Source organism: Synechocystis sp. LKSZ1, from assembly GCF_040436315.1.
In the GTDB taxonomy this organism is placed as follows: domain Bacteria; phylum Cyanobacteriota; class Cyanobacteriia; order Cyanobacteriales; family Microcystaceae; genus Synechocystis.
The window spans coordinates 76,658-93,049 of record NZ_AP031572.1; the positions used below are offsets into that span (position 1 = coordinate 76,658).

The window sequence follows — 16,392 nt, forward strand, 5'->3', positions numbered from 1 at the left end:
GGGCTAGATATAGTCAGAAATATCCTCTTTGCAGTCATCCGCTAGGTAGGACAGGGCCCGAAAACGTAGACCGACCAGTTGTTCGTAGAGCGGATTGAGTTTGCAGAGGGGAGGAATATGAACCAGTTTATGCCCAAAGAGGGTGACATCCCGTTCAAAGGGACATTGAGGGGGCACCAGTTTGCAAATAAAGCGGGCCAAACGTGGGTCATGGATGGCCATGCCATCCAGCCAGTCCTTCATGGGATGGAGCAGGTCAGGATGGGGATGAGCTTGTTCTAGTATCTGACTTTCGGGATCGCAGAGGGTATGCTCTAAGGCTTCCAGGGCCTGGATTTTAATGCCCAGGGCCTCACAAAAATCGTGGAGAATAGTCGATTCGCTGGGGGAGTAGAGACCATCGGCAATAGCCACTAAAACTGCAGTTCGCAGAAAGTTTTCTGCCGTGGCCTTATCTTTACCCAGGCCTTCGACCAATTCCTCGGGATGGATGGCTTTGAACAGCACCGTATCCGTTTCCTGAAAGCCCATTTCTTTAACCAGTTCGGTGATCAGGGTCTGCTCCTCGGTAGTAAAGTCGCCGTCGGCCCAGGCAATAGTAAGCAGGCCCCGCAACCAAGTGGCCATCTGCACGTTGCTGTAGGGAGTGGTTGAGGTAGAAACCATAGAGAATACGCCTCGTGAAGGGGAACCAGGGAAACACAGACTACTTCTTCTGAGTGACAATGACCGGAGTGCCGGGCTGTACCAATTCAAATAGGGCTACCACATCGGGGTTGCGCATCCGGACACAGCCATGGGAAACGGCTTGACCCAACAGGTATTCGTGTTTTTTAGGGGTACCGTGGAAGCCAATAGTATTTTTGCCGTCGCTCCAGAAACCGATCCAGCGAACGCCAATGGGGCCATTGAGGCTAGCCGGAATTTTTTTGCCGTTCCAGGGATTTTCCCAAACCGGGTCTTTGGTCATTTGAATGACTTGAAAATTACCTGTCGGGGTTTCCCAACCCTTTTTACCAACAGCAACAGGAAAACTAGCCAATACCTTGTTCTCTTGGTAGGCATAAACCCGACGCTCACTTAGTACCAGAACCAGTTTAGTGGCCAGGGCCTTAGTTTGAGGTGCGACGGTGGCCGTCGTAGCGGGGAGGGGAGCCTGGGGCGTTGACGCGGGCTGGGATTGAGCCAAGGCCGTGGTTGTCACCGTTAGAGCCAGGGCCAGGCCAGACAGTTGGGTTAGGGAAAAAAACATCGACATCCTCACCATCAGCATTGCAAAGATCAAAAGTCAAGCTTATCTTAACCTGAGTCCAGGGGTCATGGCTGAATCTGTCCTAGGTGCCGTAACGGTCGCGGAGGTCTGGGCTCAGGTGGCCCCGGTCGCCCATCACTTCGATTAAAGGGCCATGTTCTGACATGTGAACAATACTAACGGCGGCCACCGGCATCCCGATCCGGTCTCGATAGCGGCCAATGTCAATGCCCAGTAGGGAACAGAGCATGATGCGAATGGTGGATTTGTGGGAAACGACCAAAATATTCCCCTGCTCAAAGGTATGTTCAATTTCCTCTAGCACCTCCGAACTCCGTCGAGCAATATCAATGCCCTTTTCGCCACCGGTGGGAGAATTCCAACCCGGGTCGGCCAGCCAGCGCACGTAGTCATCGTGAAATTCCAAGTTAACCTCTGCCGGGGTTTGGCCTTCCCATTGGCCGTAGGCAATTTCCTTTAGGCCCTCCCGTTGTTGAATGGCCATCTCCAGTCGCTCGCTTAGGGGCCGGGCTGTGGCCATGGTGCGGTGGAGCGGACTGGCAAAGATCGCTGTCCAGTCGAGGCTTTGGTAAGCCTCGGCAAATTGGTCGGCCATTTGGTAGCCGGCCGGCGTGAGGTCAATATCCAGACGACCACAGAAGGTGCCAGTTTGACTGGAGGTGGTTTCGCCGTGGCGTAGGAAGTACAGTTTAAGGGGCATAGGTCAAGGAAAGACGGACAAGAGAAAACCCCAAAATAGGGTCTAGGGTGATGGCCGTTAGGATAACTTACTCCGCCGACTCCAGAACCATTTTTGCAGGGCCAAACTCAGCAGGTAGGTCAACCCCGCCACCAGAATAATCGTGGCTCCGGAGGACAGGTTAAACGTATAGGACAGGGCCAACCCCAATCCATTGAAGATCACGCCCAAGACAGTGGCCAATCCCATCATTTGCTGAATATCCTGTACCCACTGGGCGGCAATGGCGGCCGGCAGGGTTAACAGGGCAATCACCAGAATCAGGCCCACCACCTGCATGACCATCACCACCGTCAGGGCAATGGCGGCAACCAGCAGAAGATAGAGGGCATCTACCGGCAGATTGCGGGTAGTGGCATAGACGGGATCAAAGGAAATGGCGAGAAATTCCTTGTAGAACAGGGCCAATAGAACCAAGATGAAAATATCCAGGCCCAACATCAACCAGAGGTCTTGGCGCGGCACCGTTAGAATACTGCCAAATAAATAGCTGCTCACATCCGCCTTGTAACCGGGAGTGAGGTCAATCAGCATCACCCCCAGGGCCATGCCCAAGGCCCACATCACGCCGATCAGGGTATCACTCCGTTGTTGGTAGCGACGCTCGACCCAGCCCATGGCCAGGGCCGACCCCAAACAAAAAATAATCGCCCCTAGTACTGGACTAAAGCGGAAAAAGTAGCCAAGGCCAATGCCACCGTAGGCCGCATGGGCAACGCCACCACTGATAAAGACCATACGATTCACCACCACCAGGGAACCGATTAATCCGCAAGCAATACTGACTAAAATCGCGGCCCCCAACGCATTACGAATAAATTCAAACTGGAGCGCTTCAACCAAGGCATTAATCATGGGGGCAATCGTTGGCATGGTCAGGGAAAACTCGGTGGGGAACCCCGTGGGCAATGAGATCCACAGGGCACTGATAGGTTTGTTCGATCATTTGGGGGGTGATCCGGCAGTCATTGTGGTAGTGCAGTCGGCGATTGAGGCAACCCACGGTTTTGACGTAGCGGGAAACGGCCCCCAGGTCGTGGGAGATCATGACAATGGTGATGAATTGATTCAGATCTTTCAGAAGTTCGTAAATACCGTACTGCACCTTGCTATCAACGTTGGCTGTCGGCTCATCAAGCAACAGAATGCGGGGTTCCGAGGCCAGGGCCCGAGCGATGTAAACCCGCTGTCGTTGGCCCCCCGACAACGCTCCAATCGGCCGATCTGCCAGGCCTTCTAGGCCAACTTGGGCCAAACAATGCTGAACCATAGCTTCGTCCTGGGAAGAGTAGGGACGAAACAGCCGGCGCTTGCCGAGACGGCCCATGCGCACCACCTCCCGGACTCGGACGGGAAAATCGCGGTCAAATTCCAGCACTTGGGGCACATAACCCAGGTAGCGCCGCCCCTGTTGGACGGGATAGCCCAGGATACTCACGTGGCCCCGTTGAGGGGGAATTAGGCCTAGCAGGACCTTCAGCAGAGTGGTTTTACCGCCGCCGTTGGGGCCGATCAGGCCAAGAAAATCTAAGGCCTGCACCCGTAAATTAATGGCTTCTAAAACAGGCGTCGGGCCATAGCCAGCCCAAACATTATCAAGGGTAATTACTTCATCCATGGAGCGGCATCTGCCTGCTATCGGTAACGTCCTGGCCCATCGCTAGGAGGAGGGTAATAAAAATGAAAGCCATTCTCAATCCTAGACGATCCATCTACTTCCAGAGCATTGCGCCCCAAAGAAACCCCTATGATGGGAAGGCCCCTTGTCTAGGTTTCCATGAAAATTCAGCCCCGTAAGCGTTTTGGCCAACATTGGCTCAAGAGTCCAACGAGTTTGGCCCAAATTGTGACAGCGGCCAACCTCCAGCCCACGGATCATGTCTTGGAAATTGGCCCTGGCCTGGGGGTGCTTACCCAAGAACTAGTGAACCATGCGGCTTCCGTCGTGGCGGTGGAGCTAGACCGAGATTTATGCCAAACCCTTGTCCAACGCTTTGGTCAACAGGAAAACTTTCTCTTGCTCCAGGGGGATTTCCTGGCCCTGGATTTGGCCGAACTCCTCCAGGACTTTCCCAAATTTAAACCCTTGAATAAAGTGGTGGCTAACATTCCCTACAACATCACCGGGCCAATTTTAGAAAAATTGCTGGGGGCCATGGGAGCGCCCCAAATTCCCGCCTACGACAGCATTGTCCTCCTGATGCAAAAGGAAGTGGCCGAACGCCTGGTCGCAGAACCCAAAACCAAGGCCTACAGCGCCTTGTCGGTTCGTATGCAATACTTGGCCCACTGTGAATGGATCGCTGCGGTTCCCCGTCAGGCCTTCTCGCCCCCACCGCAGGTGGAATCGGCCGTGGTGCGTTTAACCCCGCGTCCCTATCCGGCCCCACCCCATAATCCTCGTCTTTTGGGCCAACTGGTTAAATTAGGGTTTGCCAATCGCCGTAAAATGTTACGCAACAACTTTAAAGGCTTACTCTCCAGCGAGGTCTTAACCGGGATGCTAACGCAATTGGCCCTCCCCGCCGAAGTCCGAGCCGAAGAAATTGGATTGGCCCAATGGATCGACCTGTGTAATCGTCTAGAAACGTGCCTCACTCCCCCAAGCTAATGCGTTCCTACACCCTGTTTGCCCCGGCTAAGATCAATCTTTTTCTTGAAATTCTAGGAGACCGCCCCGATGGCTTCCATGAATTAGTAATGATTTTACAAAGTATTAGCCTTGGGGACTATATTCACCTCCAGGCCAACGGCACCCAGCAGATCCGTCTCACCTGTTCTCGCCAGGATCTGCCCGCCGACGAAAGTAACCTGGCCTACCGGGCCGCCCGCCTGATGACCGAGCGTTTTCCCCAGGCCTTTGCTAACTACGGGGGCCTGAATATCGACCTTGAGAAACAAATCCCCATCGCTGCTGGTTTAGCCGGGGGGTCGGCCGATGCCGCTGCGGTTCTCGTCGGCATCGATCTCCTCTGGCAACTGGGCCTAACCCAACCCGAACTGCAATCCCTGGCCGCGGAATTAGGGTCGGATATTCCTTTTTGTATTGGCGGGGGAACGGCATTGGCAACGGGCCGGGGCGAAAAACTAGACCCCCTCCCTGATGTCGATAATTTCTGGGTTGTCCTAGCCAAGGATCAGACCCTCGCGGTTCCCACCCCCTGGGCCTACCAAACCTACCGTCAACAATTCCAGACCCAATACCTCCCAGCGGGAACCCCCCAACGAATTCGGGCCCGCGAAATTCATGCCGGCCCTCTGGTACAAGCCATCCAAAAACGGGATGCTATGGCGATAGCCCTGGGCCTGCACAATGACCTGGAAAAAGTCGTGCTGCCCCATTACCCAGGCGTAGCAAATCTCCGTCAAGTCTTAGCTGAAGCCGGGGGCCTGGGAACCATGATGTCCGGCTCGGGCCCGACGGTGTTTACGTTCTGTGCCTCTCAAGAGTCAGCCGAGCAGGTTAAAGCTACCGCCGAGAGCCATTTGGCTAACCCCAATGTGCAATTTTGGCTGGCCCGGCTGATCGGCCATGGTATTCAAGTGATTGACTAGATTTTATGGACTGGCAACTGTTTGGCTTAAGTTTTATCACCGTCTTTCTCGCTGAAATTGGCGACAAAAGTCAGTTGGCGGCCATTGCCCTGGGAGGAAGCGCAAAATCTCCTCGGGCCGTTTTTTTCGGCTCCGTCACGGCCCTAGTCTTAGCTAGTTTCCTAGGAGTATTAGCCGGGGGTAGTGTGGCCCAACTGTTACCCACGAAACTGATGAAGGCCCTGGCGGCTTTGGGTTTTTTAATTATGGCCCTGAAGTTACTTTGGCCGGCCTCGGACAACTAAAGCGCTCGTAGTGATAGCCGTGAATGGGGATGACCGGCCGGGGATCTCGCTGGCAAGTAGGCAGATCCACCGGGGCCAAAAAATTAACCAGCCATAGGTCTAGGGATTGGGTCTGAGCTGCGAGGAATTGTTTTAACTGCTGGCCGGCCTGGGGACTCTGTAATCGAGTCTGGGGAATCAGGACAAAGCGAGGGGGCCTGGGTAGCGCCGGGGTCTGCTGGATTTGCCAGGCTAGTCCCATCATTTCGCCGACCTGGACGAGGCTCTGTTGGGTCGTGACGATCAGCGGCGATGCCTTGCCAGGATTCTCTGCCAGGGCCTGGAGCAATTGTTCGGGGCGGTAGTATTTTTGATAGCCGAGGTTGTGGGTGATGGTCAGGCCACTGATCAGGCCCACACTGATGACGATGAGGACGGTGGGATGGCGGAAGGGCCGTTTTGGGAGTGGATTTTGCTCAGATGAGGAAAAGAGACGGCTATCCAGACCAAAGGCTAGTAGCCCGATCACAATCGGTAAGAAATTGAAACTATAGCGGGCTCCCCTGGTAATATCCATGCCACCGAAGTAGGTGATGCCCAAGTACAGAAAAATAAGACTACCCAATAATAGCCCTAAGAGCCTGATTTCAGGATGTTGAGGGTGGGATTGCTGTAGGCCCTGCCAAACCTTGGGGCCAAGCCAAAGGAGGTAGAGTAACATCCCGACTCCCGACAGGATCACAATCCCTAGCGAGGAAGACTCTACCGGGAATAGACAAACCATGGTGATCAAGGCCGCCAGTAGCTGAAAAGGCGGGCCAATCAAGTTGCTAAAACTGCTATTGTCCTGGCGAATCCAGTCGGTCATGCCGTTGCCATAGCCCCGTTGACTAATCATCCAGGCCCAGTAGAGCAGGGCGGCCAAGGTTCCCAGCACCACCGGGAGCAAACTCCGCCAAGCCTTGGCCGAGAGGGCCAAGGACGACGAAGGCCAATACCAGAGTAGTAGTAGGGTCAGGCCCTGAGCCGTTAACAATAAACCCGTAAAGAAATGTACCGACAGGGCCAGGCTATTCACCAAAACCCAAGCAAAAACCAAACTCGGCGGCAGACGCTGGCCCCGCAGTAGGCATTGACTACCCTTGAGAAAACACCCCAGGGAAAGCAGAACCAGTAGAACGGCCAGGGTGTAGTGCCGGGCTTCCTGGGCAATAAAAATGGCGTAGGGGGACAGGGCCATCAACAGGGCCAAACTGTGGGCCAATCCCGCTGATTTCCCTAACCAACGCATTCCGGCATAGCCGAGGGGAATAGCTGCAACCCCAATTAAAGCGGGTAGTGCTCGGGCCGCCCAAAGATTCACCAGGCCGGTTGAAGTCGGAAATAACCGTAGCCAGAGATGGGCCAGGGCAAAGTAGAGGGGGGGATGATTATCCTGCTCGAGAATCAAGTCAATGACAGTACTAACTTGGGCCGTGGGATTGGTCTGGAGAGGGGTCAGCAGTTCTGAACTACTCAGGGCAGTATGGGGAGGAATAGTACTAAAAACGTTGCCTAGGCTAAACACCAGCGTGGCAAACTCATCCGTCCAGGGAGGCTTATCGGTCAAATTCTGAAAGCGTAACCAGGCCCCGAGGAGCGTCCAGCCAATCAGTAGCCCCAAATTCGATGTTAACCAGGAACGCAAAGGCAAAATCAGAGGCAAATATAAAGAACGTCCCCATTATCGACCAACACCTGTCCTTCGGGAGCGTTATCCCAACCCGCTGCACACCTGACCCCACCCGTCCTTCCCTTGTGAAGAGGAGGTGCTGCAGGCGGAGGGGTAAAAATCTGTAGCCCTTAGCTGATTTGCTTTGTTCTGGGACAGTCACAGGCTGGCTAAGCTTTGCCAATCAAGAATCCCAGCCAAGTAAGCTGCATCATTCTCAATCAAAACAGCTACCTAATTTAGAGAATTGGTATTTAGACGGCGTCGCCACCGCAATCCCGTCCACGGCCTCTCAAGATTGGGAAAAAAATGTTGGTTTTTCAGTTGGCTTTGTATGATTGGGTTAATTGCTCTACCGCTTCGAGGACTCCTATGAAATACGTTGCCTCTGCCCTTGTCCTGGGTTGCGCTTTAAGCCTATCACCCCTCTTAATCAGCGTAGCCCCGGCTAACGAATCCTCGACCACCATTAAACAGGATAAAAAAGCGATGGTGGCAGAAGTACTTAAATTATTGAATGATGACCAAAAAATGAAGCTCTTAAACGGGATTGAACAGGGCCAGGAAATCAAAGACATTCTTCCCAGCCTAGACCTGTCGCGGGAGCAAAAAGTCCAACTCTTCAAAATCATGAAATCGGCCCAGGATGCCAAGCAATAATCATTACTCTAGAGTATCCGTCAACCGACGAGCCGGAAGCCTCGACAGAAAGGAATCCTTGACCTAAAATTAATAAATCTTTCAGCCTAGCAGACTTAGGCTCTTTTGCTTGTATCCGGAGCCACACCCTAGCCTAGGAAGTCTTTCATCACTTTACCCCATCTCATACGGTCTGTCCTGTGGTTGCCTCAATTCCCAAAACAACATTTCCCCAAGTCATTCCGGCCCAACGACGCACCGGGGCCTATATCCTGATCGATAGTCTAGAGCGCCATGGCGTGAAGCATATTTTTGGTTATCCCGGCGGGGCCATTTTGCCGATCTACGATGAACTGCATCGCGCTGAGGCCCGGGGGAATCTCCAGCATATTCTGGTGCGCCATGAACAGGGAGCGGCCCACGCAGCGGATGGCTATGCCCGCGCGACGGGTAAGGTGGGGGTCTGTTTTGGGACATCGGGCCCTGGGGCCACGAATTTAGTCACCGGCATTGCAACAGCCCACCTGGATTCGATTCCCATGGTGATCGTCACTGGCCAGGTCGGTCGTCCTGTGATTGGCAGTGATGCCTTCCAAGAAATTGACATTTTCGGCATTACCCTACCGATTGTTAAGCATTCCTATGTGGTTCGCCACGCCAAAGATATGGCCCGCATCGTCGCTGAGGCCTTCCACATCGCTAGTACTGGCCGGCCTGGCCCAGTTTTAATCGATGTGCCCAAGGATGTCGGTCTAGAAGAGTGCGATTACATGCCCATTGAACCCGGAGAAGTCAATATCTCCGGCTATCGGCCGACGATCAAAGGCAATCCTCGCCAAATCAACGCCGCGCTACACCTTTTGGAACAGGCCCAGAAACCCTTGCTTTACGTTGGTGGTGGAGCCATTGCAGCCAATGCCCACGCCCAAATCCATGAATTTGCTGAGCGTTTTCAACTCCCTGTGACCACGACTTTGATGGGAATCGGGGCCTTTGATGAGCACCATCCCTTATCCGTAGGGATGCTGGGGATGCACGGAACAGCCTACGCCAACTTTGCCGTCAGCGAGTGCGACCTCCTGATCGCTGTCGGGGCCCGCTTTGATGACCGGGTGACAGGAAAATTGGATGAATTTGCCTCTCGGGCCAAGGTAATTCACATTGATATCGACCCCGCAGAAGTAGGTAAAAACCGTGCTCCCGAAGTTCCCATTGTGGGCGATGTCCGTCAAGTCCTGGAGCAACTTCTGCAACGAGCTCGGGAACTCGACTATCCCACTAATCCCCACCTCACCCAGGCCTGGTTAGCCCGAATTAATCAATGGCGGGCCGATTATCCCCTGGTCGCGCCCCACTACGACGACATGATTTCTCCCCAGGAAGTGGTCGTAGAGCTAGACCGCCAGGCCCCCCGCGCTTTCTACAGCACCGATGTGGGCCAGCACCAAATGTGGGCCGCTCAATTTTTACACAACGGGCCGCGCCGCTGGATTTCCAGTGCCGGTCTGGGAACCATGGGTTTTGGTCTACCCGCCGCCATGGGGGCCCAGGTGGCCGTTCCCGACGAACAGGTTATTTGCGTAAGTGGTGATGCCAGCTTCCAAATGAATTTGCAGGAATTGGGAACCCTGGCCCAGTACGGCATCAACGTGAAAACCGTGATTTTGAATAACGGCTGGCAGGGGATGGTGCGCCAATGGCAACAGGCCTTCTACGATGAACGCTACGTCGCCTCCAATATGCAGTCGGGAAGCCCCGATATTGAACTCCTCTGCGCGGCCTACGGCATTAAGGGCATGACCATTCGAGATTATGCCGACTTGGCCCCCGCCATTGCCGAAATGCTGGCCCACGATGGCCCCGTAGTGCTGGATGTCATGGTCAAAAAAGACGAAAACTGTTACCCGATGGTGGCCCCTGGCAAGAGTAACGCCCAAATGCTGGGGCTACCGGAGCGGAAACGTCCAGAGGCCTTTGATGAAGTTCTACAATGTAGTACCTGCGGGGCAAAAAATACCATGACCAATCGTTTCTGCCCAGAATGTGGCACTAAACTCTAAAGCTCTCCCGGCCTTGGCTTCTACGTTTTTACGGCTGGCCAGGGCCACATTTTTCGCGCATCACCATGCCTCCTGTCATCTCAGTATCTCTAAAAACCCTCTATGAACAGGACTTTGTGGCCTGGCTCGACCAGACGGCTGAGCAAATTCGTCAGGGGAGTATTACGGAGCTGGATTGGGAACATTTGTTGGAGGAGATTGAGGCCTTGGGGAGTGAACAACGGCGAAAGGTGGAGAGTTATTGCCTCCGTCTTTTGATTCACCTGCTGTGTTATCAGTATTGGCTCAGTGAGAAAGCGTGGTCAGGACGGGGCTGGGAAAAAGAAATTGATAATTTTCGCCTAGAGCTAGATTCATTACTGGCCTCTAACGTTCTGTTCAATCACCTCCAGGAAAAGCAAGCCGCTATCTACGCCAAAGCTAGAGGACAATTTTTGAGAAAATCAGGATTGCCTGCGCTAACTATTCCCGAGCAATGCCCTTTTTCCCTAGAACAAATTTTAGATATTGGCTTTTTACCCTAGGTTGATTATATTTTTGTCCTATTGAAAGATTTTCCCATAATCTTTTTCTGATCTTTTTGAATTCTATCAATTCGGTTATTTCCATCGGCCAGAATCAATTGTTTACCCCATTCTGACCAGGGCTGCTATCAAGTAAATCAAGAGAGACTGGGCCAACTTTTCGTTAAGATGAAACTTCAAGGCCTTGCTGAGCAACTCTTTGCCTCTTTATGACCTCGTCTGATCTGCCCGAAATTGAAACAGTCCTAGCGCAACAAGTCCAACGGGTTGAGGCCCTCCTGGCCCTGCCTCGGCTGGCAGATACCTTACCAGAACAGGCCTTTCTCCAAGAAGCGCTCCAATACCTCGAACAGCTAACCCAAAGCCAAATTTCCTTTATCCATTTCATCAACGATGATGAACAGACGATTGAATTAGTCACCTGGTCTAAGCGGACTCTCGACACCTATTGCCATGCCGCTTACGACCACCATTATCCGGTAACAAAGGCGGGGATTTGGGCCGATGCGTTACGCCAGCGCCAGCCCGTTGTGTTTAACGATTACTCAGCCTATCCAGCCAAGCGGGGATTGCCCCAGGGCCATGCGGGTATGCAACGATTGATCAGTGTGCCGGTGATTAGCCAGGGCCGCGTGGTAATGCTGACCGGTGTGGGCAACAAAGCGACGGACTACAACAACCTGGATGTGGAAAGTGTGCAGTTGCTGTCCAACGAAATCTGGAATTTAGCCCAACGTCGTCGAGATATTTTAGCCTTAGAAAAACAGGAAAAACTCTTTCGGGCTACCTTTGAGCAGGCGGCAGTGGGGGTGGCGCGTCTCTCCCTAGAAGGCGCTTTTCTACAAGTGAACGAGCGTTTTTGCCAGTTGGTGGGCTACCGTGCCGATGAGTTAACCCAAATGTTCTGTCAAGACCTGATCTACCCCCCGGATCGTGCTAGGGATATGACCGAACGGAAGAAACTACGTCAGGGCCTGATCTCGACCTATTCCCTAGAAAAACGCTATTGCCATCACAATGGCTCCCTGATATGGGTCAATTGTACGATGTCTTTCGTCTCAGGCGACGACGAGCCCAGCTATTTCATCGCTGTTGTGGAGGATATTGGCGACCGTAAACGGGCGGAGCAGGCCCTCCAACAACTCAACCAAGACCTAGAGTCTTGTATCGAAGCCCGCACCTATGAATTGTCTGCCTTTCGGCAAGGAGTAGATTCCGCAGCCATCGTCGCCATTACCGATCCAGAGGGGGTGATTACCTACGTCAACGACCGTTTTTGTGAGATCTCTGGCTACCAACCCGAAGAAGTGCTCGGCCAGACCCATAAACTCTTGAATTCCGGTTATCATCCCCCCGAATTTTTTCAGACCCTGTGGGAGACCCTGAAATCGGGGCAAGTCTGGCGGGGAGAAGTCCGCAATCGTCGCAAGGATGGTAGTTTTTACTGGACAGATAGTGTTCTTGTTCCTTTTTTAGATAAGCAGGGCCAACCCTACCAATACCTGGCCATCCGCTTTGACATTACTGAACGGAAGCAGTACGAAGTCCAACTGGCCCAGGCAAATGAAGAACTCCTCTCTGCTAGCCGGCTCAAGGATGAATTTTTGGCCAATATGAGCCATGAATTACGCACCCCTCTCAATGCGATTTTGGGCATGGCGGAAAGCCTGCAAGAAAGAATTTTTGGCCCGTTGACTGAACACCAACAAATGGCCCTAGACACCATTGAGAATAGTGGCCTGCATCTACTGGAATTGATCAATGACGTGTTGGATTTGGCTAAAATTAGCGCGGGGAAACTCCAGTTGGCGCCCCACTACACCGATGTGGCCCAACTTTGCCATAGTAGCCTAACGTTTATTCAACAACAGACCTTTCAGAAACAGATCAGTGTCCATTTAAGCCTGGCGCCCCAACTCCCAGCAGTTTGGTTAGATGAGCGGCGTATTCGTCAGGCCTTGATCAACCTGTTGAACAATGCAGTGAAATTTACCCCAGTGGGGGGAACGATTACCCTCGCCGCCTCCCTACAATCCAGTCTTGATCCCACCCAAGACCCTCCGCTTCAGTTAACAGTAACCGATACAGGCATTGGGATTCCGACGAATCACCTTCAAAAACTGTTTCAACCCTTTATCCAGGTGGATAGTGCCCTTAATCGCCAATACCAAGGGGCGGGCCTGGGCCTGGCTTTGGTGAAACAGATCGCAGAACTCCATGGGGGCAGCATTACGGTCACGAGTACGGAGGGCGCTGGGAGTTGCTTTACCCTGACCCTTCCCTGTCGCCAGGGGCCTGATTCCCTAGAAGCAGCTCCTGTCTTGACGCCCAAAGCACCATCTTCTAGCCCGAGCCCTTGTCGCTTACTCATGGCGATGGGGAATAGCGCCAATGGTGCGACGCTCCTCCACTATCTCCGGGCCAGGGGCTACGAACTACTTTTGGCCGAGGAACCCGAAACGCTCCTGGCCCTTGCCACGACCCAATCACCGGATCTGATTCTGTTGGATCTACAGGCCCCCAGCCTCCAGGGCCTAGAAATGATTCGCAGCCTGCGTCAAACGCCAACTCTTAGTCAGATGCCCATCCTGGCCTTGACAACGGAGGAGAGGGAAGCGGCCCAATGCTTGGCGGCTGGGGCCAACGATTGCCTTCGCCAACCTGTTAGACCAAAGGAATTAATTAACCATATTCACGGCCTTCTCGTTGCTTCAACCGATAGAATGAACCCAGGTAATCCCCTGTGATGCACCGTCCTTCAGACAGCATTTAAAACGGCGAATCTCCATCCGTCGAGGGAGTTATGACTGACGTAGCGGCGTTTCCCACAGAATTTCGTCCTTAGCCATTGTTATTTAAAGCCCACAAGGAAAACCATGCCCTCAGCCTCCATCTTGATCGTTGACGATGAGCCGGATAACTTCGATGTGATTGAAGCCTTGCTCGGGGATCAAGACTATGATTTTCATTACGTCCCCAGTGGCCCGCTGGCCCTCGAGTCGCTATCAACGTTTTCCCCTGATCTAATTTTGCTGGATGTGATGATGCCGGGGATGAATGGGCTTGAAGTTTGTCGCCAGATCAAAGCGCGGCCAGACTGTCAGGGTATTCCTATCATTATCATCACGGCTTTAAATGAAAAAAGTGATCTGGCCCATTGTTTAGAAGCAGGGGCGGATGACTTTCTCACAAAACCCGTCAATCGTCTGGAATTAAGGGCCAGAACTCACTCCATGTTGCGCATTCGTCGCCAGTACCAACAACTTGCTGTCTTTAATGCTCACCTAGAGCAGATGGTACAGGCGCGGACGAACCAGCTCCATCGCATGATTTTTGAGGATAGTCTGACCCAATTACCCAGTCGGGCTTTTCTCGTGAAAGCGCTCACGGAGGCATTAGCCGCAGGACAAGTGGACTTTGCCCTAGTCATTTTTGACTGCGACCAGTTCCAATTAGTTAATGGTTCCTTTGGCAGTGTGATCGGTGATCAACTCCTGAAGGCGGTTGCTCAACGTTTAAATCAGCATCTGCGTCCCCAGGATATATTGGCACGATTGGGAGGGGATGAGTTTTGTTTTTTACTCCACCAAGTTGCGGAACCCGCGATGGTTGAATCCTTTATTCAAACGGTGATCGCCAGCTTTGAACGGCCATTCTTAGTGGAAAATTGCGATATTTTTATGACGGTTTCGGCGGGAGTCGCCTGGGGGCAAAATCCTGAGCAGAAGGCCGAAGCCCTGCTCCAGGATGCTAACAGTGCCATGTATCGAGCCAAGGCCCGAGGAAAAAGCAATGTGGCCATCTTCGATTCGGCCATGCACCAGGAAATGCTCCAGCGTCTACAACTGGAAAACGATCTGCAACGGGCCCTCAAGCAAGAAGAATTTGTCGTCTACTACCAGCCGATTATGGATCTGCAGCAACAAACTCTCGCGGGCCTAGAAGCTTTGATTCGTTGGCAACACCCCGAGCGGGGTATGGTCTCACCAGCGGAGTTTATTCCCTGTCTAGAGGCGACGGGCCTGATTGTCCCCGTGGGGATCTGGGTCTTGCGCCAGGCCTGTTGGCAACTCCAGCAATGGCATCGGCAGAGTTTACCAGACCTCAGTGTCAGTGTTAATTTATCCGTCCGCCAGTTCAATAGTCCGACACTCCTTAGCGATATTGATACCGTCATCACAGAAACTGGCCTAGATCCTCAGTACCTTAAATTGGAAATTACGGAAAGCGCGATCATGGATAACGCCGATGACGCGATTGCCATTACCCAGGCCCTACAGGAGCGTCAGATCCAGCTCAGTATTGATGACTTTGGCACAGGCTATTCTTCCCTGGAATATCTCCACCGTCTGCCGGTGGATAACCTTAAAATTGACCGTTCCTTTGTGGATCACATTGGCAAGAACTCACGCAATTATTATGTGGTGAATACGATTGTTACTCTCGGCCATCAATTGGGTCTCAAAATCATTGCTGAAGGGGTTGAAACTGAGGAGCAAGAAGTTTGGCTACAAAATCTAGGTTGTGAGTTTGGCCAGGGCTATCGCTATGCCCGGCCCTTGCCGGCCGCCGAAATCGAGGCCCGCTACCTGCATCATTAGTACTAATCCTCCCATTAAGCCGTCAGTACTTCAAGAAGCATTTGTATCATTCGCCAATTTTGATAATGGCAAGCAGGTACAATAGGAATAGAAAATTAATAAACAGTAGGAGAACGTATTGGGCGAAGGACACATTAAATTTTGATTGATCTCCCCAGACCCAAAGTATTCCTAATCTGATTTTCTAGGCTTTACCGGGAATAGGGCCTCGTCGGCCCTGGGCCGTCGTGGATTGTTGCAGGAACCGACAGAGGTGTTGAACAGAGGGATTTTGTTCGCCCTGTTGGAGTTGGGCCAGGGCCTCTTGGAAGGTCAGGCCAGAACGATAAATTAGACGAAAGGCTTTTTTGAGATCTGCTAAATCCTCGGGGGCCATACCCGACCGTTGTAGGCCAATCAAATTCAGGGAGCGGACACGGGAGGGATTGCCTTCGACGATGGTAAAGGGGGGCACATCCCGCTCAATGCGACTCATGCCACCGACCATGGCCAAGCGACCAATGTGAACAAATTGGTGGACTCCCAGAACCCCACTAATGCGGGCCTTGGATTCGATGTGGATATGACCCGCTAGGGCAACGGAGTTGGCGATAATCACCTCGTCTTCGATGGTGCAATTATGGGCAACGTGGGCGTAGGCCATGAGTAAATTGTGATTACCTAGTTGCGTGACAGCTCCCTCTTCCGTCGCCCGGTTGATGGTGACGTATTCCCGAATTTGGTTATAGTTGCCGATTTTGACCCAACTTTCCCCGCCCTTATACTTCAAGTCCTGGGGCTCTGAGCCGATGATGGCCCCGGCAAAAATGCGATTACCGATGCCAATTTCCGTTGGGCCCTCAATGACGACGTGGGAAGCGATGGTGGTATCGGCGGCGATGGTGACGTGTTCACCAATGACGCTATAGGGGCCAACTTTGACCGTGGGGTGTAACTTCGCTTGGGGATGGATAATGGCAGTGGGATGAATCTGGGGGCTCAAGGAATCCTCTCCCGGGCGTTGTTGTTCGGTCAACATGGATGTTCT

General features: G+C 52.8%; 15 protein-coding genes. 8 read left to right on the forward strand and 7 right to left on the reverse strand.

The annotated features are described in order from the left end of the window. Positions 1–3 precede the first annotated feature (3 nt). The 5 genes from ABXS88_RS00405 to ABXS88_RS00425 all read right to left on the reverse strand — a co-directional run bounded on the left by ABXS88_RS00405 (position 4) and on the right by ABXS88_RS00425 (position 3,630). Positions 4–666, reverse strand: coding sequence for a Mo-dependent nitrogenase C-terminal domain-containing protein (locus tag ABXS88_RS00405; protein WP_353673243.1), 663 nt, complete (start codon positions 664–666; stop codon positions 4–6). Positions 667–706: 40 nt separating this feature from the next. Further along, entirely contained in the window at positions 707–1,252 is a 546-nt protein-coding gene (locus ABXS88_RS00410) for a L,D-transpeptidase (protein ID WP_353673244.1), read from the reverse strand. Positions 1,253–1,334: 82 nt separating this feature from the next. Further along, positions 1,335–1,973: a histidine phosphatase family protein gene (locus tag ABXS88_RS00415; RefSeq protein ID WP_353673245.1), complete on the reverse strand. Its 639-nt coding sequence runs from the start codon at positions 1,971–1,973 to the stop codon at positions 1,335–1,337. Positions 1,974–2,030: 57 nt separating this feature from the next. Further along, on the reverse strand, positions 2,031–2,885 hold the full coding sequence (locus ABXS88_RS00420) for a metal ABC transporter permease (protein ID WP_353673246.1): 855 nt from the start codon (positions 2,883–2,885) through the stop codon (positions 2,031–2,033). Next, positions 2,860–3,630, reverse strand: a complete 771-nt coding sequence (locus ABXS88_RS00425; RefSeq protein WP_353673247.1) for a metal ABC transporter ATP-binding protein — start codon at positions 3,628–3,630, stop codon at positions 2,860–2,862. Before ABXS88_RS00425 ends, ABXS88_RS00420 begins: the two co-directional genes overlap by 26 nt. Positions 3,631–3,789: 159 nt before the next feature. On the opposite strand from ABXS88_RS00425, the gene rsmA reads away from it, so the two are divergent. From rsmA to ABXS88_RS00440, 3 genes are read left to right on the forward strand one after another with little or no spacing between them, the layout of a single operon-like run. Then, positions 3,790–4,623, forward strand: coding sequence for a 16S rRNA (adenine(1518)-N(6)/adenine(1519)-N(6))-dimethyltransferase RsmA (gene rsmA, locus ABXS88_RS00430; RefSeq protein ID WP_353673248.1), 834 nt, complete (start codon positions 3,790–3,792; stop codon positions 4,621–4,623). Then, positions 4,623–5,567 (forward strand): 4-(cytidine 5'-diphospho)-2-C-methyl-D-erythritol kinase, encoded by a 945-nt coding sequence (gene ispE, locus ABXS88_RS00435; protein ID WP_353673249.1) that lies wholly within the window; start codon positions 4,623–4,625, stop codon positions 5,565–5,567. The genes rsmA and ispE overlap by 1 nt, the downstream gene beginning before the upstream one ends. Before the next feature lie 5 nt (positions 5,568–5,572). Then, positions 5,573–5,851: a TMEM165/GDT1 family protein gene (locus ABXS88_RS00440; RefSeq protein WP_353673250.1), complete on the forward strand. Its 279-nt coding sequence runs from the start codon at positions 5,573–5,575 to the stop codon at positions 5,849–5,851. Here ABXS88_RS00440 and ABXS88_RS00445 read toward each other — a convergent pair. Further along, on the reverse strand, positions 5,811–7,523 hold the full coding sequence (locus ABXS88_RS00445) for a hypothetical protein (RefSeq protein WP_353673251.1): 1,713 nt from the start codon (positions 7,521–7,523) through the stop codon (positions 5,811–5,813). The genes ABXS88_RS00440 and ABXS88_RS00445 overlap by 41 nt on opposite strands. Positions 7,524–7,913: 390 nt before the next feature. On the opposite strand from ABXS88_RS00445, the gene ABXS88_RS00450 reads away from it, so the two are divergent. The 5 genes from ABXS88_RS00450 to ABXS88_RS00470 all read left to right on the forward strand — a co-directional run bounded on the left by ABXS88_RS00450 (position 7,914) and on the right by ABXS88_RS00470 (position 15,365). Next, positions 7,914–8,201, forward strand: coding sequence for a hypothetical protein (locus tag ABXS88_RS00450; RefSeq protein WP_353673252.1), 288 nt, complete (start codon positions 7,914–7,916; stop codon positions 8,199–8,201). A 179-nt stretch (positions 8,202–8,380) separates the two neighbouring features. Next, positions 8,381–10,240, forward strand: coding sequence for a biosynthetic-type acetolactate synthase large subunit (ilvB, locus tag ABXS88_RS00455; RefSeq protein WP_353673253.1), 1,860 nt, complete (start codon positions 8,381–8,383; stop codon positions 10,238–10,240). 65 nt (positions 10,241–10,305) lie between these two features. Continuing rightward, positions 10,306–10,764 (forward strand): DUF29 domain-containing protein, encoded by a 459-nt coding sequence (locus ABXS88_RS00460; protein WP_353673254.1) that lies wholly within the window; start codon positions 10,306–10,308, stop codon positions 10,762–10,764. 209 nt (positions 10,765–10,973) lie between these two features. Then, positions 10,974–13,511, forward strand: coding sequence for a PAS domain S-box protein (locus ABXS88_RS00465; protein ID WP_353673255.1), 2,538 nt, complete (start codon positions 10,974–10,976; stop codon positions 13,509–13,511). Positions 13,512–13,640: 129 nt separating this feature from the next. Further along, positions 13,641–15,365, forward strand: a complete 1,725-nt coding sequence (locus tag ABXS88_RS00470) for an EAL domain-containing protein (RefSeq protein WP_353673256.1) — start codon at positions 13,641–13,643, stop codon at positions 15,363–15,365. Between the two features lie 184 nt (positions 15,366–15,549). Here ABXS88_RS00470 and lpxA read toward each other — a convergent pair whose 3' ends face one another. Next, positions 15,550–16,383 carry an acyl-ACP--UDP-N-acetylglucosamine O-acyltransferase gene (gene lpxA / locus ABXS88_RS00475; RefSeq protein WP_353673257.1) on the reverse strand — a complete coding sequence of 278 codons (834 nt, stop codon included), beginning with the start codon at positions 16,381–16,383 and terminating at the stop codon, positions 15,550–15,552. Positions 16,384–16,392: the final 9 nt, after the last annotated feature.